This window comes from Bacillus sp. Au-Bac7 (assembly GCF_021341655.1).
Lineage (GTDB): Bacteria > Bacillota > Bacilli > Bacillales > Cytobacillaceae > Niallia.
Genome location: NZ_JAJTTG010000002.1, coordinates 331,274 through 349,546 on the forward strand (window position 1 = coordinate 331,274; position 18,273 = coordinate 349,546).

Annotated in this window: 15 protein-coding genes; 12 read left to right on the forward strand and 3 right to left on the reverse strand. The window is 36.8% G+C overall.

Annotated features, from left to right (window positions below):
- Positions 1-4: 4 nt before the first annotated feature.
- Genes LXM54_RS10310 through LXM54_RS10320 form a run of 3 tightly spaced genes read right to left on the reverse strand, consistent with a single transcriptional unit; the run spans position 5 to position 3,738 of the window.
- Positions 5-1,369 (reverse strand): MFS transporter, encoded by a 1,365-nt coding sequence (locus LXM54_RS10310; RefSeq protein ID WP_233315100.1) that lies wholly within the window; start codon positions 1,367-1,369, stop codon positions 5-7.
- 33 nt (positions 1,370-1,402) lie between these two features.
- Positions 1,403-2,938 carry an FGGY-family carbohydrate kinase gene (locus LXM54_RS10315; protein WP_233315101.1) on the reverse strand — a complete coding sequence of 512 codons (1,536 nt, stop codon included), beginning with the start codon at positions 2,936-2,938 and terminating at the stop codon, positions 1,403-1,405.
- A gap of 23 nt (positions 2,939-2,961) precedes the next feature.
- Positions 2,962-3,738, reverse strand: coding sequence for an SDR family oxidoreductase (locus LXM54_RS10320; protein ID WP_233315102.1), 777 nt, complete (start codon positions 3,736-3,738; stop codon positions 2,962-2,964).
- Between the two features lie 214 nt (positions 3,739-3,952).
- Between LXM54_RS10320 and LXM54_RS10325 the strand changes: the two genes are divergently transcribed.
- The 12 genes from LXM54_RS10325 (at position 3,953) to LXM54_RS10380 (ending at position 18,260) form a co-directional block, all read left to right on the forward strand.
- On the forward strand, positions 3,953-5,077 hold the full coding sequence (locus LXM54_RS10325) for an ROK family transcriptional regulator (RefSeq protein ID WP_233315103.1): 1,125 nt from the start codon (positions 3,953-3,955) through the stop codon (positions 5,075-5,077).
- 130 nt (positions 5,078-5,207) lie between these two features.
- The gene (locus LXM54_RS10330) at positions 5,208-5,960 is read left to right on the forward strand and encodes a GNAT family N-acetyltransferase (protein WP_233315104.1); all 753 of its coding nucleotides are present in this window, start codon (positions 5,208-5,210) and stop codon (positions 5,958-5,960) included.
- Positions 5,961-6,107: 147 nt separating this feature from the next.
- Positions 6,108-6,407 (forward strand): hypothetical protein, encoded by a 300-nt coding sequence (locus tag LXM54_RS10335; protein ID WP_233315105.1) that lies wholly within the window; start codon positions 6,108-6,110, stop codon positions 6,405-6,407.
- Between the two features lie 168 nt (positions 6,408-6,575).
- Positions 6,576-7,172: a YdeI/OmpD-associated family protein gene (locus tag LXM54_RS10340; protein WP_233315106.1), complete on the forward strand. Its 597-nt coding sequence runs from the start codon at positions 6,576-6,578 to the stop codon at positions 7,170-7,172.
- 124 nt (positions 7,173-7,296) lie between these two features.
- The gene (locus tag LXM54_RS10345; protein WP_233315107.1) at positions 7,297-8,172 is read left to right on the forward strand and encodes an AraC family transcriptional regulator; all 876 of its coding nucleotides are present in this window, start codon (positions 7,297-7,299) and stop codon (positions 8,170-8,172) included.
- Between the two features lie 129 nt (positions 8,173-8,301).
- Positions 8,302-9,009 carry a DNA alkylation repair protein gene (locus LXM54_RS10350; protein ID WP_233315108.1) on the forward strand — a complete coding sequence of 236 codons (708 nt, stop codon included), beginning with the start codon at positions 8,302-8,304 and terminating at the stop codon, positions 9,007-9,009.
- A gap of 24 nt (positions 9,010-9,033) precedes the next feature.
- A complete protein-coding gene (locus tag LXM54_RS10355) occupies positions 9,034-12,195 on the forward strand; it encodes an ATP-binding cassette domain-containing protein (protein ID WP_233315635.1) in 3,162 nt (1,053 codons plus the stop codon).
- A gap of 22 nt (positions 12,196-12,217) precedes the next feature.
- Positions 12,218-12,640 carry a hypothetical protein gene (locus tag LXM54_RS10360; RefSeq protein WP_233315109.1) on the forward strand — a complete coding sequence of 141 codons (423 nt, stop codon included), beginning with the start codon at positions 12,218-12,220 and terminating at the stop codon, positions 12,638-12,640.
- A gap of 345 nt (positions 12,641-12,985) precedes the next feature.
- On the forward strand, positions 12,986-14,500 hold the full coding sequence (locus tag LXM54_RS10365) for a DHA2 family efflux MFS transporter permease subunit (RefSeq protein WP_233315110.1): 1,515 nt from the start codon (positions 12,986-12,988) through the stop codon (positions 14,498-14,500).
- 545 nt (positions 14,501-15,045) lie between these two features.
- A complete protein-coding gene (locus LXM54_RS10370) occupies positions 15,046-15,675 on the forward strand; it encodes a hypothetical protein (protein WP_233315111.1) in 630 nt (209 codons plus the stop codon).
- 431 nt (positions 15,676-16,106) lie between these two features.
- Entirely contained in the window at positions 16,107-17,078 is a 972-nt protein-coding gene (locus tag LXM54_RS10375) for a LacI family DNA-binding transcriptional regulator (RefSeq protein WP_233315112.1), read from the forward strand.
- Between the two features lie 447 nt (positions 17,079-17,525).
- Positions 17,526-18,260, forward strand: coding sequence for an SDR family NAD(P)-dependent oxidoreductase (locus LXM54_RS10380; RefSeq protein WP_233315113.1), 735 nt, complete (start codon positions 17,526-17,528; stop codon positions 18,258-18,260).
- The last annotated feature ends 13 nt before the right edge of the window (positions 18,261-18,273 follow it).

An 18,273-nucleotide genomic window follows, 5' to 3' on the forward strand; every position in this document is an offset into this window, starting at 1 on the left:
ACACTTAATGTGCTTCGTTTAAAGCATCCTGCTCGGTATTTTTGTTAATCTTTGCACGTCTTCGTTCGAGTTCAATATCCATTTCGGTCCGTTTGTCATCTAACTTATAGAAAACAATCGTTATGCCAATCAGCACACAAATAATAAGCGGAACCCAGATAAAGCTGATTTCAATATATTTTAAAGCGCTTTCAGTTTGTGTTGCATTAGGTACATATCCACCGATTTTAAGGAAAACTCCTACAAGGGCGCTGCCAAGACCTAAGCTGACTTTTACAAAAAAACCTTGGAATGCGGCAATCATTCCAGAAATACTGCGATTATTTTTGTACTCGGAATAATCAATAACGTCCGGCTGTATCGCAAATGTTGTCCCAAAGATGCCGTAAATGCCAAGACCAGTTATCGTTAAGCCGGCAATCAGCATGGCAGGGGATGTTTTTCCAAAGTAAAGGACTAAATCTCCAACAATATAAATTAAGGTGCTTAAAAGCAAAACATTTTTCTTTGCCATCTTTTTTTGGAGCCAAGGCAATAATAGCAGGATTGGCAATCCGGAAAGAATTCCGAATATCCCTACAAATGTGAGCCAATCGGTTCTGCCAAGATTATAGGTGAAATAGTAGATAACAGTCGTATTTCGGATAACATATAGACTAAAGTAGAGAAAGTTTAATATAAAAAATATAGCAGCAGGGGCTGTTAATCCTTTGAAATCCTCTTTAAAGGAGGACTTGCCAGGCTGGACGGTCGGCGGCACAACTTCCTTTGTATTCATAAAGGTGAACACAAAGACAAGCACAGCGACAATGCCATATATAGTCATTGTAACTAAATAACCTTTTTGGTCATCTCCTTGACCGAAGAAATTTACCATCGGTGTGGTGATGGTCATTACTAATGCAGTCCCAAGCAATGCGCAGATCATTCTAGTTGATACTAACCAGTTGCGCTCATGATTATCGGAAGTTAACCGAGGTACAATCGTGTTTAATGGAATATTTACGACGGTATAAGCAATGTTCAACAAGCAATAAGTGATATACGCCCAAAGAATTTTGCCTGACATGCTGAAATCAGGAACGATGAAGGTCATAATAGTAAACACAGCAAAAGGAAGTGCCCCAATAATGAAGTAAGGTCTCCCTTGACCCCATCTGGTTTTCGTTCTGTCCACCAATAATCCCATGCCAGTATCAGCAAAAGCATCGATGATTTTCGTTACTAACATTAAAGTACCTGCAACCGCTGCCGAAATTCCGAAAACATCTGTATAAAAGAAAAGGAGGTAGGATGCCATTGTACTAAATACGAGGTTGCAGGCAAAATCGCCCGCCCCGTATCCAATTCTTTTTCTCCATTTATCCATATTTATCACAACTCCTTTTTACTGCTGCTAAATTCATACTGTAGCTGCTGATAATTTTGTCAACGTTTTCATATCTGTTTTTAAGTTTTGGTAAATAGATTTATAAACTTTGTAATAGTCGTTATATTTCTTGTGATTGTCTTCAATTGGCATAATCTTCTCATCAAGAACCTGCCATTTTTTCACATCTTCAAAGGAAAGCAAACCAGTACCAATTCCAGCCAGCATTACATCCCCCATATTTGCTTCGACATCGTGAATAGGACATACAACTGGATAGCCTGTCACATCAGCAAAAATTTGTCTCCATAATTTTGATTTAGTAACACCCCCTGCAAGCAAGATTGATTCACCTACATTTTCGCCTGTTGCTTCAATGGCATCTCTTAAACTGTAGGCAACCGCTTCCAAAAAGGCGCGATATATATGTGCTTTCGTATGTGCTAAAGATAAACCGACAATGGTGCCTTTCGCATCTGAATCCCAGACAGGACTTCTTTCGCCCATAAAGTAGGGAAGAACAACTAATCCTTCACTGCCAGCAGGTATATTGGCAGCCTGTTCATTTAATACATCATAAGCATTTTTCCCGCCTGCTTTTTCTGCTTCTAATTCAAATTGACATAGCGTTTGTCTAAACCACTTTACGATTGCTCCTGCAGTAGCTCCACCAGCAAAATAGTATGATAGTCTTTTAGCATCGAATAAATACGGCCAAACAATTAAGTCTTTTCCTTTCACTGGCTGATCAGAAATCAATGCGGCGCACATGGACGTGCCAATAGCTGCTGCATATTTGCCAGATTCAAACACACCAAGGCCAATATTAGCTGCACCACAGTCAATCCCGCTGGCGATAACAGGCATTCCTTCTGCAAGTCCTAACTCTGCAGCTGCTTCTTTTGTTAACCCGCCGATGATGTCTGTTGATTCAACAATTTTTTCTGGCATCATGGAATAGGGGATTCCCATTGCATCGAGCAATTCCTTTGACCAAGTGCGGTTATTCATATCAAAAATCCCGCCAATATTACCAGCTGAAGAATAATCAATCGCCACTTCTCCGGTCAGTTTATAAATAACATAATCATTCGGAGGCAAGAACAGCTTCGTTTTTTTCCAGTTTTCCGGTTCGTGATTTTTCATCCATAATATTTTCGTGTAGCCGTAGTAAGGATCGGCGCCATTATGGGTAATTTCCAGCAGCTTTTCTTCCCCGATAGTATCTAACACCCATTGCGTTTCGACAGAAGCTCTGCGGTCCATCCAAATCATACAAGGTCTTACAGGCTCCATATGCTCATCTAGTGGAATGCCTGATCCGCCGTACAGTCCGCTAATAGCAAGTCCGCGAATGTCTTCAGGATGAATACCTGCTTTTTCAACCGTGTTGCTGATAGAAGCTTTTGCAGCATCAAGCCAAACATCAGGCCACTGTTCAGCCCATAAAGGCTTTGGTGTTAACACATCATATTCTTGGAGATCTTGAGCAAGCAAGTTTCCTTCTGTGTCCATTAAAATGGTTTTCGTACCAGATGTTCCGATGTCTGTACCGAGTAAGTAGTTCATTATGATGACCTCCTATGAATCTATTAAATAGCAGTGAATGCACCATCGATGACAAAGTCAGATCCTGTTGTAAAGCTGCTCGTATCGCCAGCAAGATAAACACAGATAGATTGTAATTCATCCGGTCTTCCCATCCGTTTAAGCGGTGCCATTTCATTCCATTGAGCAATTAATGGCTGTAAGCTTGGCGAATTCAAGGTAAGCTCTGTGCCGATATATCCTGGGCTGATGGAATTAACGCGCACATTTCTTGTTGCCCATTCTACTGCCAATGATTTAGTTAATTGAATAACTCCTGCCTTTGAAGCATTGTAAGAGCATTGCGGTTGTGGAACATTAACAATATGACCTGACATGGAAGCTGTATTAATAATAGACCCGCCGCCTTGTTTTAACATGACTTTTCCAGCAGCTTGGGCGGTTAGAAATACACCAGTAAGATTAATGTCGACTACTTTTTTCCACTGTTCAAAGGTCATATCTTCAGCAGGGATATTCATGCAGATGCCGGCATTGCAAAAGGCAACATCTAAACGGCCAAAATGTTCAAGCACAGTATCAATCATAGCGTTTACATCTTGTGGGTTAGTAACATCTGCTTTGATAGCGATAGACTTAATCCCATTGTTAGCTTCTAATTCTTTTGCAGTCTTGACAGCTTCTTCAATATCTAAATCTACAATAGCGATATCTGCGCCAGCTTCAGCGAAAGCGGTTGCGACACTCTTTCCAATACCTCTAGCACCGCCTGTAACGAAAATCTTTTTTCCATCCAGTCTCATTTTTTCAATAATGCCCATATTTATCATTCCTTTTCGTTAAGTTATTTTGTAAAATAGTTTTATAAAATACATTTACATAATAAAACGTCTTTTGATAATAGTCAATCTATTTAAAAGTAAAAATTGTCAGACGCTTTTTGACAAAGCTGTAATTGGATATGCTCGTATGTTATATTTAAAGGAGTTAAGATAAGTATTTTTATAAAATTGGTTTATCAAATGAGGTATTTTCATGGAAAATAACATCACATTTAAAGATATAAAAAAAAGCAATTATTCGGCTATCTATCATCTCATCTATCAAAATGGGAAGCTTTCCAAACAAGAAATTGCTAACCAGCTGCATTTAAGCTTGCCGACAGTAACGCAAAATTTAGTCCGTTTGGAGCAAGAAGGGTTAATTGAGAAGAGTGGGCAGTTTGAATCTTCAGTGGGAAGACGAGCAGCTGCTTATGCTATCTGCCCACAGGCCCGAATCAGCATTGGAGTGGAGATCCAAAAATCTACTGTACAATTACTGGCAGTTGATTTGCTTGGAAAAGCATTTCAGCAAAAACGGTTATCCTTGGGATATGCTAATGAGCATCACTATTACAAATGGTTAAGTCAAGAAGTTCTAGCCTTTATTGATGCCTTACAAGTGAAAGAAGAGCAGGTTCTCGGAATTGGCTTTGCTGTACAAGGGTTAACATCGAATGACGGCAAAAAAATAACCTATGGAAAAATATTAATTTCTACAGGCTTGGATATTGAGGTGTTTTCACAGCATCTGCCATATCGCTGCATGTTTTTACATGATGCCAAATGTGCAGCAACAACAGAGCTTTGGGTAAGAAATGATATGGATGATGCTGTCTACCTCTCGATTGGTCCCCATCTTGGCGGAGCGATTATAATCGACAGGCAGATTTACATGGGGAAAGAAGGGCATAGCGGAACGGTTGAACATATGACAGTAAATCCAAACGGGCCCCCGTGCTATTGCGGTAAGAAAGGCTGCATGGAAACATACAGTTCTGTCCATGCACTTCTAACAGAAGACGAATCATTAGAGTCATTTTTTGAACAACTGCGAAACAATTCTCCAGTTTATGTTGCGAGATGGAATGAATTTCTTAATTATTTAGCCATTTCCATTAATAATATCCACCTTGTATTGAATAGAGAATTCATTTTGGGTGGCCATATTACTTCATACTTAAGAGAAGAGGATATTAATATTCTTCATGAAAAAGTAAATGAAAAGACAGCATTTCCAAGCAATGATCCTTTTATTTATATAAGCCGTTCTCCAGAAAATGGCGTGCTTTTAGGTGCAGGTATACCATTTATTCAATCGTTTTTAAATACTATTTAGAAGCATGAAGAAGTTTTCATGCTTCTTTTTGCTATGAAAAAAATATCATGTTAGGGAAGAAGGAATTTGTGTAATTTTGTATAATTATTAGTTAATAAGTATTTTTATTCAGTTAAACAGGAGGGGTAAAATGTCGAGAACAAACTGGATTCAAATTATAGAGGAACTGTCCATGAACGCCTTACCTGCTTTACAAACAAATATGTATGATGGATGGGTATTGCGTTTTGCTGATGGCTATACCAACAGAGCAAATTCCGTCAATCCGATATATTCTTCCTATCAAGAGGTTGCTAATAAAATTAGTACTATCGAACAAACCTATCGTAACAGAAATTTAAAGCCAATTTTTAAAATGACGAAGCAAGCTTTACCGGAAAACTTGGATGAGAATTTAGCGAAAAATGGCTATATTCAAGCTGGGTTAACCGCTGTTCAAGTATTGCCTTTAGAAGATGTAAATATTGCAGTAGTACATAAGGCTGAATTTTATCAAACTTTCGAAGAACATTGGTTTAATTACTATTGCCACCTCAATCATATTAGTGGGAGTAATCAAGTAACATTAGCGAAAATGCTAAAAAACATTGTGGCGAAAACTGCCTATTTTCTGCTGAAGAACGATAGTGGTGAAATACTTGCATGTGGGATGTGTGTATTAGAAAGAGGATATATCGGATTATTTGATATCGTCACAGCCAGCAACTGTCGTAATAAAGGGTATGGGACAGTGCTAATTCAAAATATCCTGGACTGGGGCAAGGATAATGGAGCGCAATATGCTTATCTGCAAGTAATGTTAAATAATGAACCTGCTTTAAAGCTTTATTCCAAAATCGGCTTTAAAGAAGTGTACCAATACTGGTACAGAAGCAAAGACTAATCGGAGCAGGCAAAATGTTTACTCTTATAATTTACTGGGAACTGTTTTTTTAAAGATGTAAATTTTACAAGTCATGATATAGTCCATTTTTTGAAAACATATTAATAAAAGTTTGTTTATGATTAGAACAAAGAAATGAGGGTCGAAATGGACAAACAAATTCAACAACTGCAGGATCAATTAAAAATGGAGCATAAGAATGTAGCAAAATACACGCAGCATGTGTTTGAAGCACTTGATAAATTAATTGATGAACATCGGAGAATCGTATCATCAAACGCCTTAGCAGGAATTAAGCATGAGGGCTGTGAAGAGTATGCCTTTTATAAAACGATGCATGACGTAAAGTATACACTTATGAATGAGTTGCGCAAAACGGTTGATGATTTCACTCATTTAGGAGATAAATATCATGCGAAGAATTATCCTGATGGTGTAAAAAAATAATGACTGTATTGTAAAAAATCCAGCACTATTTTAGTTGCTGGATTTTTTACGTCGCAGTCTCAGGCTGTTTAACACAAATAGCACATATTAAAACATATAATAATCGATTATAATAGAACCACATACATAATTGTCAGGTAAACGAAACGCGAAAAGGAGTATTTTTTCATGTCAAATTATAAAACTAATCCTAAGGTCGATGAATTTTTGAATAAAGCAAAAACATGGCAAGAGGAATATAGAATATTACGTAATATCATTCTTGACTGTGAGCTTACAGAGGATTTTAAGTGGATGCATCCTTGTTATACACTTAATGATAAGAACGTCGTATTAATCCATGGTTTCAAAGAGTATGTTGCTCTTCTGTTTCATAAAGGCGCATTAATAAAAGACCCACAAGGTATTCTTGTTCAGCAAACAGAGAATGTACAAGCAGCCCGGCAAATCCGGTTTACTAATGTTCAGCAAATAATAGACATGGAAGCAGTCTTAAAAGCCTATATTAAAGAAGCTATTGCAGTAGAAGAGGCCGGCTTAGAGGTTGAATTAAAGAAGAATGAAGAATACTCCATGCCTGAAGAGCTGCAGATAAAATTTGCAGAAATCCCAGCATTAAAGTCTGCATTCGAAGGATTGACACCTGGAAGACAAAGAGCATATTTATTACATTTTTCACAAGCAAAACAAGCAAAAACTCGAGCCGCTAGAGTAGACAAATATGTACAGCATATTCTTGACGGCAAAGGCTTAAACGACAAGTAAATTAAAAATGAAACCTTCCACTTATATTTCGATTGGAAGGTTTTTTTAACCCTGCATAATCGTGCACAAAATGTCGGGTTGCTGGCAATCATTTCAGCTATTATTTGGTTGAGGAGGTCGTAAAATGGATTCGCTAAAAAACATGAATGATGCAATGAAATATATTGAGGAGAATTTAACGAACGAAGTAGACTTTAAAGTGGTAGCAAGGTTAGCACATTGTTCAGAGTATCATTTTAAAAGGATGTTTTCCTTTTTGGCTGGGATTTCTCTTTCAGAATATATCCGCCGCAGACGTCTTAGTTTAGCAGCACTTGAACTAACTAATAGCAGCATAAAAATAATTGATGCAGCTCTAAAATATGGGTACAATTCGCCTGATGCATTTACTAGAGCTTTTCAACAGCTGCATGGTGTTACCCCATCAGAAGTAAAACGCAAAAGTATTCAGTTAAAAGCGTATCCGCACATGACCTTCGAATTATCTATTAGAGGAGGTAATGAAATGAATTACCGTATAGAACAGAAAGACCCCTTTCAAATAGTTGGTATTATGAAAAGAGTTCCAATAATATTTGAAGGAGAGAATCCAGAAATAACAGCGATGTGGCAGTCATTAACGATGGAGAAAATAGCACAATTGCAGCAGCTGTCCAATTTAGAGCCTAAAGGAATGATACAAGCATCTCTTAACTTTTCAGAAGGGCGGATGGAGGAAAAAGGGGAGCTTGATCAATATATTGGTGTAGCTACAACGGAAAGCTGTCCGGAACACTTTTCTAAACTTGAAGTGCCAGCTTTGACTTGGGCGGTTTTTGAATCTATCGGCCCATTCCCAAGTACACTGCAAGCAACATGGGGAAGAATATACTCAGAATGGTTTCCGTCTTCTAACTATGAAGCAGTAGAAGGTCCTGAGATTCTGTCCATTAAAAATAAAGATTTAACTTCACCAGCTGTTAAAACGGAGATTTGGATTCCTGTTGTAGCAAAATACTAGTAGAAGATTCAGAGCTGTTTCGGACAGCTCTGTTTTATTTCATCTATATCAAAAGTAGGAGAATACAGGCAAAAAAATAATGGTAAAATGGAAGATATGAAAGAGCTTAACTAGGAGAGGAAGAAGACAATGGATTTTCAAACGGTAATGAGTGAGCTTGAAGCACTTGGCAAGGAACGCACAAAAAAGATTTACATGTCCAATGGTGCTCATGAGCCTTTATTTGGTGTGGCTACAGGTGCTATGAAACCAATCGCTAAAAAAATTAAAATTAATCAATCATTGGCAGAAGAGCTATATGCAACTGGGAACTATGATGCAATGTATTTCGCAGGCATTATTGCAGACCCAAAAGGCATGACAGAATCGGATTACGATCGGTGGATAGATGGTGCTTACTTTTATATGCTGTCCGATTATGTGGTAGCGGTAACATTATCTGAGTCTGATATTGCCCAAGAGGTTGCTGATAAGTGGATTGCAAGCGGAGACGAATTGAAGATGTCTGCAGGCTGGAGCTGTTATTGCTGGATGCTAGGAAATCGCAAAGACACCGAGTTTTCCGAGAGCAAGATTTCAAGCATGCTAGAAAATATTAAAGAAACAATTGCAGAATCGCCTGAACGAACAAAATCTGCTATGAATAATTTTATATATACTGTTGGTGTTTCTTATTTGCCGCTACATGAAAAGGCAGTTGAAACAGCACAACAAATAGGTATTGTCGAAATGAAACGAGCTAATAAAAAAAGCAGCTTCTTACATGCTTATGAAAATATTCAAAAAGAAGTGGATAGAGGAAAACTGGGATTTAAACGTAAATATGTCAGATGCTAATTAGAATGTAAGGAGAGAATAACGATTAAAATCAATCAGTTAATTGCCAACAATATTAACCGTTTAGATGCAATCTTGCCAGAGGATCGGTCGCTCGGAATTGCAGGCTTATCCGGATCTGGAAAAACTACCTTTTGTCAAACAATAGGGGAGGAATCAAAAAAACGGCTTGTTTCTCTATTGCCTAAAGCGGAATACCAATATTTATTTGCAGATATTATGGAAACCAATTTTAGCGCTATTAATATGGAGAATATGCCGTTAGTGCTTTTTCTTGGAAAATCCTCGATTTCTTCCAATCCACGCTCTACTATTGGCACACATACTGGTGTTTTTAAAGAGATACGAAATAAGTTTGGAGAAATATTTCATCTGTCACCAGAGGTATTTTCTTTTAATAATGCGTTAGGATGGTGCCCTGCATGCAAAGGGCGGGGAACGACAAAAAATGTTGCATGTAAAAAGTGCGATGGCAAGCGTTATAGTGAAGATGTAGAGCAACATCTGCTAAAGCTTAGAAATCATCCTCACAGCATTTCTGATGTGAATAATTTAAGTGTTGAAACGATCTATTCCTTGGCGGAGGAATTAAATATTAGTGAAGAAAGACAGCTTGTTCTTCGCAATATTATCAATATGAATATAGGTTACTTAACATTAAACCGGATAATGGGCACCTTATCGGGCGGAGAACTAACCCGTCTATATTTGGCAGAATTTATGTCTGCCAGCAGCAATACGGTGATTATTATTGATGAAATATCGGTTGGTCTTGATCATGACACGCTATTAAAAATATTAGAACAGGTTCAACAATTAGGCTGTAAAAACCAAATTTGGCTGATAGATCATTCAGATAGTGTATTAAATGCAGCAGATAAGCAATTGTTCTTTGGGCCAGGCAGCGGTAAATACGGAGGAAAGCTAGTGAAAGAATCTCCGCGTCCGCAAGCCATACTTTGGGAACGGAATGAGGAAACTCCAACTGAATTCTATCCATTTTACGATTTGTATTGCCGCAATATTCAAATGGCGGAAATCGAGATTCCAAAAAATAGACTTGTAACCTTTACAGGTGAATCTGGCTGCGGTAAATCAACTTTAGTAAATGAGTGTATTGCAAGGGATTTTCTGAAGCGATACCCAAAAGACAAACTCGTAATGGTAGGTCAGGACCGGAATCAGTCCATCACGAGCAGGTCAACCATTGCGACATTTCTTGATATAAAAAGGAAGCTATCAAAATATAGCAGCGAAATAGAAGATGTTTTTCAGCGCTCAATTGAAGATATTGTTGAAGAGCTTCCAAAAGAAGACATTGTCCATAAACGGCTAAGTTTATTGATTAAGCTTGGGCTCGGATATTTAACATTGGAACGAAAAACACAGACACTGTCAACAGGTGAATTTCAATGTGTTCACTTAGTTTCAGAGCTGTTTGCCAACACCAGAAATCCGCATACACTATTTATATTTGATGAGCCTTCTAAAGGGTTATCACAAAATATCTTAAATCAATTCATTGATAGTGTAAGAATTATTTTGGAAGATCAAACAGTCTCCATCATAATGATTGAACATAATGCTTATATGCTTGAAAGCTCTGATTTTATTGTAGATTTTGGAAAAAGACAGTCCGAACCTGTGCAGCATCTTGATGTGGTCAGTCATGATGAATATTTCAGCCAAAAAAATACTGAGAAGAATGATGAATCGATACATATATCATCCCAATTAGATTCAGTAAAGGGAATAAATTATTTAACGGAAAATCATATCAGTTATTTTAAACAAGCTGAAAACGTCTATAAAGGCGGCATTCTAAAGAGTCTTTCTTCTATGGCACGATTGATTTACGGCGAATATGAATCTGATAAAATTGCACCAGTCATCGCTATTGATTTAGAGAGGCACTTATATAGCCAATACAGTTTTCTTTTTGAAATAGGCGGAATAATTAATCATATCGTATCTGCTCATCCAGCTAATAAAGATACAAAAAGCTTTGATTTTTATAGTCAAGCTAATCACTGTCCAAGCTGTTCCGGGCGCAGAGAAATGGAAAAATTTGATTTTGAGTTAGTGATTCAAGATAAAACAGTTCCATTTTGGGACGGCTTATTACATCCTGATGTGATGGAAGTGCTGAAATATTATCAACATGCAAAAATACAATTTCTTTTCGAGGAAATAAAAAATGAATTAGGTCATGATTTGAGTAAGAGCTATAACGAGTTAACAGAAGCAGAAAAACATACCTTCTTATATGGCTATTGGGACAAGTCATTTTATGATAAAGCGACAAAGTCTTCAAAGAAATGGGAAGGCTTCAACTTTATACTTGGCCGTTATATGGTTGTGTCAAAATCCATCATTAAAGAACAGATGAAGCAATCAAAAGAAATGATACCTTGCCCAATTTGTAATGGCACTATATTAAATCACGAGAAAAAGCTGTTGTTTAGTGACGTCGATATCCGGGAGTTAATTCAACTTCCTATTACAAAGATTATTAATATCGTCGGCTCATTACCAGTTTTAGAGAAACTTAAAGCAATCGTCGGCAAAGACATGCCACTGACGCAGGATGTTTCCTTGCTGCCTCGAAAAACACAAGCAGCCCTTAAAATGCTGGAACTTGAACTAGCAAGCTTTGTCGGCTATGAAATTGTTTTGCAAAATGTGTTGCCGTTCTGGGGCAGTATTAAAGGCAATATCGAAAACTTAAGCAGTAAAAACAAGCTGACAATCTGTGATTTTACTGGTATTGATGAAACGAGAGAAAGTATTATTGATAAATATTTCACGAATGGGAAATACAAAAAGCTGACCTATGTATATGAAGCATTCGGATATAAAAAAATTGTAACCCAAATTAATAAAATAAAAGCAAGTCATCCATGTCCTTTCTGCAAAGGCAAAAAGGTTATCTCGGAAGATAATCTTCATGATGGTGTCATGAAATTATCGGTGCCGTGTGTCAGCTGTCATGCGAGCGGGATCAATGAAGAGGGATTAGAGGAACTAGTTGAAGGTGTAAAAGTACAAACATGGCTGACTGGTACGGTAAGCGATGTGGTTACAGAAGGCACTGCAGAGGAAGTCAAAGAAATTCCAATATTCAACCGCATTCGAGAATTAAATAAGCGAGATATGATGGCTGTATATCACAGCTTGGCAAAATAACAGAAATGGAGCAACGGATATTATGAAACAAAGTCTAGGAAATGCTGTTCAAGACTTTTGCGGAACATGGAAGTTGTTAAGGGAAGAATCTAATTATTCATTAGGCAGTCCGCCTGCTTCAGGCACGTATAATATCAAGCTAGTTGGCGAGAAAGTGCTATTTCATGTCAGCTGGGAGGAACAAAATGAACAAACATATCAAGTGGAATTTTCCGGGATTCCTGACGGGGAAAAGCATCCTTTTAAAGGTCAAGGAGTCAATTTTGTTAAGTATGAAATAACTGCAGATGGAAAATTCATCTCTGCTGCATATAAAGATAGAAACATCCTTAACGAGGCAACGAGATCATTATCAGCAGATAAAACACAAATGTTCGTTACACAACGAATACTTGGACAAGATGGACAGCTGCATGCTAATTATTCCGTTTATAGTAAAGAATAAACAGCCTGCCGCAAAAAAAATAGAAGTGTGTTCAATGAACGCACTTCTAATAAAAAATTACATAAAAAAATATGTAATTCACCATTGAAAAGAGTTATTAAATATGGTAAATTTACATAGGTATGCATTTTATATTTAGTTATTATCGTATATTATCCCTATCTTAATTATACGATGTATACCATGCTTTCGTCAATCCTTTTTTGAAAAAAATTTAAAAGGAGTGTTTTTGTTGTAAATTCAATTATTTAAAACAGAAACAAAGGAATTATTGAAACGGAGAGGAAGAGGGGAGCTTTACAGATTTGAAGGGTAAATTAAATAAGAAAGAAGGACTGATTCCACATGACAAAGGAAACTAATTCACCTCCATATGGCATGATTGCGATTTTATTTATCGGCGCCTTTGTAGCGATTTTAAATGAAACCTTGCTTAACGTTGCTCTTCCAGCAATTATGGAGGAATTCGACGTCAATGCGACTGCAGTACAATGGCTGTCTACAGGTTATATGCTCATTAATGGGATATTAATACCAGCTAGTGCGTTCTTCATTCAGCGTTTTTCTGATAAAAAATTATTCTTAACAGCCATGTTATTATTTACTTTAGGAACGCTCTTAGCAAGCGTTGCTCCAGCATTCAGTGTGTTACTAGGAGCGCGCATGATTCAGGCAGCAGGATCAGCGATCATGATGCCGTTATTAATGAATGTGATGCTTACAGCATTTCCAGTTGAAAAAAGAGGGGCAGCAATGGGGATGTTTGGTCTGGTGATGATTACAGCTCCAGCAATTGGGCCAACGCTCTCAGGCTGGCTGATTGAGCATTACAGCTGGAGAATGTTATTTGATATTGTTCTGCCAATTGCAGTTTTAACTTTAGTTTTTGCCTTTATTAAATTAAAAGATGTAACGGCCCAACGAGATATTAAGCTTGATATATTCTCATTAGTTTTATCGAGCATTGGCTTCGGTGGGTTGCTGTATGGCTTTAGTTCTGCAGGAGAGAAGGGCTGGGATAGCCCATACGTATATGGAACGATTATTATTGGTACAGTTGCATTGCTTACTTTTATCCTGCGCCAGCTTCGGATGGATGAGCCGATGCTTGAGTTTCGCATCTATAAGTATCCTATGTTTGCATTGTCGTCAGTTATTTCCATTGTTATTTCAGTCGCAATGTTTTCATCTATGATCCTGCTGCCAATCTATGTGCAGACCATCCGCGGCATTTCTCCAATGGATTCAGGCTTGTTAATGCTCCCTGGAGCGATTGTAATGGGAATAATGTCGCCGATAACAGGGAAACTCTTTGATAAGTACGGAGCAAGAATACTAGCCGTAATTGGCTTAACAATTACAGTTATAACGTCTTATTACTTCAGCAAGATTGGCATGAATACTGCATATTCCACACTTGTCTTATTGTACACCTTGCGTATGTTCGGAATGTCCATGGTCATGATGCCAGTAATGACAAACGGATTAAATCAATTGCCGCCGATTAACAATCCACACGGAACAGCATTGAACAACACTTTACAACAAGTATCAGGTGCAATTGGGTCAGCGTTATTAATTACCGTTATGCAAAATAGAACGAAAGCAGAAGCAGAGGAATTAGCTGCCAATGCAATGGCAAATATGGATGCAAGTACAGCACAGTCGGCAACGGAAATTCAACAACAAATCATGAATGAAGCAATGATACATGGAATTAACTTTACCTTTATTGTTTCTACATGGATTGCAGTGCTTGCACTAATACTCGCATTGTTTATTAAACGAGTAAAACCGCATTATGGAAATCAGGCGGCTAAAGAGGAAGTTAGTACGAAGCTTGATAGTATAAAAGAGTAAGAATAAGACACAGAAAAACGGGTTGCCTAAGCACTAGGCACCCGTTTTTATTAATTAAAGACTGTAATAAACATCTCAATCTGAATACATAGTAACCCAATATAATTATTATTTTAATATAAGGAAATAACAAGGATTAGTGAAGGTATTAAATGAGTTACTCAAGTATTTTAAAAGCGAATAATTGGGGCAAAATTTAAAAGGAAAAGATTCTTTTATTATAACTAGGATTGTAACTTTTTGTAAATTATTCCGTCTAATCTCCAAATAAAACTAGGAGAGAGAGCCGTGAAACTATCATCTTTTTTTCAGACAAGAAAAGGAAGAATTACGAGCTTCAAATAGCACAGGAGGGGGCGATGACAATTAACGAAAAGAATGGGGCTGAAATGTCATTATTATCCTTTGATAATTACATATATGTCGGTAAGGAATAGAGTTTAGAATAATTCGATTATTAGAGATTGCTAGAAATGACCTCCTATTATATGGTATTGTACTAAGGTACGTAAATACAATATATAGTACAGTAGGGGGATTCTTACATGAAAAAATTTGGGTTTTTGTTATTTTTAGCCATTACGGTGCTTGCACTTGCTGCTTGTGGAGCTGACAAAGAAGCAAGCAAGACTTCAAGTGACAAGAAGGAATCAGAAGAAACAGAGGATTTTGCTGTAGACAAAGGTCTGCTAAATGTGGAAATTACAATGCCAGCATCTTTTGTTGAAGGCGAGGACATTGATAATACCATTAAAGAAGCGGAAGCAGAAGGTATTGAGGTAACAAAAAACGAGGATGGTTCTTTAACGTATAAAATGTCTAAATCAGAGCATAAAAAAATGATGAAAGACATTAAAACAAATGCCGAAAAATCATTAGATGAAATAAAAACAGACGGCACTTTCCCATCTGTGAAAGATATTACTTACAATAACTCGTTCTCTAAGTTCACTTTAACGGTAGATAAAGCAGCCTATGAGAACAGCATGGATTCATGGTCCATTATCGGTATTGGTATTACGGGTATGATGTATAACCTCTTTAACGGAGAAGACATGGATAAAATGAAGGTAAATATCGATGTTAAAGACGAAGCAACAGGAGAAGTATTTGATACGACAGTTTATCCTGATGATTTAGAAGAAGCAGAAGAGGAATTAGCTACAGAAGAATAAAATAATGAAAAGCCCGAATTCTTATGCGGATTCGGGCTTTTATTATGCACTATTTCGGGGCATATCATGAAGGAGCGACAAGCTGAGAAATATTTTCCGTATTTTATGTTGTATTTCCTGAGAAATCGCATGATATGACAATGTTTGCGGTTTTTTTACATCGTTTATCTATAGAATAAAGACAAAATGAAAATAACTGAATTCTGACTTTAAAACAAAAGTAATCTTCATGTCTGTTAACCCAAGATTTGCTGATTAAACATACAAACAAGAAAATTCAGAGTAGAGCTTAAAAATGGAAGTGACGGCTAATGTTAATAACGTGATGAGCACTTTTTCTTCCTAAAATGTTATAAATCTTTCATCTTGTAAAACAGCGGATAATCTTTTGTACTATAATATACTTAATTGGTTTTTTAGGAGGAACAGAAATGAAGCCTAAAATTGAAGATGTGGCGAAAAAGGCTGGTGTTTCGCCAACTACTGTTTCGCGTGTTTTGAATAACCGCGGGTACATAAGTGATAAAACTAGGGAAAAAGTCCAAGAAGCGATGAATGAGCTTAATTATTTTCCAAATGATGTTGCTCGGTCTTTATTTAACAAGCGGTCTAACTTAATTGGCTTGATATTGCCGACAACGGCAAACCCTTTCTTTGGAGAACTGACTTTTCACTTAGAAAACATTTGTGCAACGTTAGGGTATAAGGTGTTGCTTTGCAATAGTTTAAATCAGATTGATAAAGAAGAAAAATACTTGGAAATGTTATTACGAAATCAGGTGGATGGAATTATTGTCGGCACACATAATCGCGGTATTTTTGATTATCATAAGCAAGGTTTAGCTGTTGTTGCTATAGATAGGTATCTGTCTGAAACCACCCCAGTTGTCGGCTCTGATAATTACGAAGGTGGGAAAATCGCAACAGAATTGTTAATTGAAAATGACTGTAATTGTATTGTGCTAATGGATGGAATTGGAGAACTGGAAACGCCGGCCAGATTAAGAAGAAAAGCATATATAGATCTTATGGAGCAACAGGGCAGGACGCCAATTATTTATGAAATATCAGAGGTTTTTGCTCAAAATAGTTATATACATATAATAAATGAAATTTTTAACGACCATCCAGAAGTAGATGGTGTATTTGCCACTAATGATTTATTTGCGGCAGCATTTTGGAATGAAGCAAAAAAACGAGGAAAAAACATTAAGGTAGTCGGCTATGATGGGACAGAAACAGTTCAAACATTATTACCAGAACTTACAACCATTAGGCAGCCAGTCGATCTAATAGCGAAAACAGCTATCGATATTTTATTGAAAGAAATAGAGGGAGAATTCACAGACATTCATTTAGAAACAAGGCTGCCTGTTCGATTATTAAAAGGAACTACAGCTTAAATATTGCTTTATTATATGGTGGTAGGGATGCTGGTTTAATTCGCTTTTATTTTGACTTAGGAAAGAAAAAAGGTGACTATTTTGATTGAAGTTTTTGCTATTTTTAGCTTTTACTTATTACCCATTTATTGTATTGTTTTTTGTTTAAATCTTGTGTCATTGTTAAAGAAGATAAAGTATGAAGAAAATACAGCTAATAATACCGTATGGTTTACAATTTCCTTAGTACTAATCATTATGACCATAGCTTCACTCACTACGCTTGAGTAGAGAAAACAGAAAGAATAAGAAATGTTATTTAAAGAACCCAGCTGAATAATGCTGGGTTCTTTGTTATGTTACGAATATTGTTACAAAGTAATTCCTCCACTTTTTCCATTTGTTTCATTTATAATTTAAAGAAGATAAAATTTTCAAAAAAATCAATATAGAGAGGAGTTATAAAAAATGCTCAAAAAAAGAAAAGTTATAGTAACAGGTGCAGGCTCTGGAATTGGAAAGGAGATTGTCAAAGGATGTTTAAATGAGGGTGCATCGGTAATTGCTTGCGATATTAATGGCAACTCTTTAAATAATTTATCACTGGCAATGGATGATCGTAATGTTTTATATACATACCAATTAGATGTCAGTAAATATGAAGCTGTTACTAAATTTTTTGATTACATCGAAGCAGAACATTCTGACGTAGATTGTTTAGTTAACAATGCTGGAATTTATTTAGCAAAAAATATTTTGGATTATCAAGCAGATGAAATGGATAAAGTTTTAGACATAAATGTAAAGGGATTTATTTATTTTTCACAAATGTTTGGCAAAAAATTATTGGAAGAGAAACGGAAGGGAGTCATCATTAATATGTCTTCAGTTTCAGGGATGGAAGGCAGTTCAGATGCGATTTACGGACTTTCGAAAGCAGCTATACTTGGTTTAACTAAAAGCTGCGCCATGAATTTTTCACCATATATTCGAGTTAATGCTGTTGCGCCTACGATGGTAAATACAACGATGATGGGGATAATACCTGATTGGAGAAAAGAAGAATATTTAAGTCACCAACTCATTAATACCCCTGTCCTACCTGAAGATGTGGCGGAAACGGTTGTTTTTTTATTATCAGATAAAGCAAAGCATTACACAGGAGCAACGTTTGATATTAATAATGGAGGATATTTACGGTAGTAAAAGACTCCAC

Coding starts and splice junctions, on each gene's coding strand:
- LXM54_RS10310 (WP_233315100.1), bottom strand. CDS start 1,369: ATGGATAAATGGAGAAAAAGAATTGGATACGGGGCGGGCGATTTTGCC.
- LXM54_RS10315 (WP_233315101.1), bottom strand. CDS start 2,938: ATGAACTACTTACTCGGTACAGACATCGGAACATCTGGTACGAAAACC.
- LXM54_RS10320 (WP_233315102.1), bottom strand. CDS start 3,738: ATGGGCATTATTGAAAAAATGAGACTGGATGGAAAAAAGATTTTCGTT.
- LXM54_RS10325 (WP_233315103.1), top strand. CDS start 3,953: ATGGAAAATAACATCACATTTAAAGATATAAAAAAAAGCAATTATTCG.
- LXM54_RS10330 (WP_233315104.1), top strand. CDS start 5,208: ATGTCGAGAACAAACTGGATTCAAATTATAGAGGAACTGTCCATGAAC.
- LXM54_RS10335 (WP_233315105.1), top strand. CDS start 6,108: ATGGACAAACAAATTCAACAACTGCAGGATCAATTAAAAATGGAGCAT.
- LXM54_RS10340 (WP_233315106.1), top strand. CDS start 6,576: ATGTCAAATTATAAAACTAATCCTAAGGTCGATGAATTTTTGAATAAA.
- LXM54_RS10345 (WP_233315107.1), top strand. CDS start 7,297: ATGGATTCGCTAAAAAACATGAATGATGCAATGAAATATATTGAGGAG.
- LXM54_RS10350 (WP_233315108.1), top strand. CDS start 8,302: ATGGATTTTCAAACGGTAATGAGTGAGCTTGAAGCACTTGGCAAGGAA.
- LXM54_RS10360 (WP_233315109.1), top strand. CDS start 12,218: ATGAAACAAAGTCTAGGAAATGCTGTTCAAGACTTTTGCGGAACATGG.
- LXM54_RS10365 (WP_233315110.1), top strand. CDS start 12,986: ATGACAAAGGAAACTAATTCACCTCCATATGGCATGATTGCGATTTTA.
- LXM54_RS10370 (WP_233315111.1), top strand. CDS start 15,046: ATGAAAAAATTTGGGTTTTTGTTATTTTTAGCCATTACGGTGCTTGCA.
- LXM54_RS10375 (WP_233315112.1), top strand. CDS start 16,107: ATGAAGCCTAAAATTGAAGATGTGGCGAAAAAGGCTGGTGTTTCGCCA.
- LXM54_RS10380 (WP_233315113.1), top strand. CDS start 17,526: ATGCTCAAAAAAAGAAAAGTTATAGTAACAGGTGCAGGCTCTGGAATT.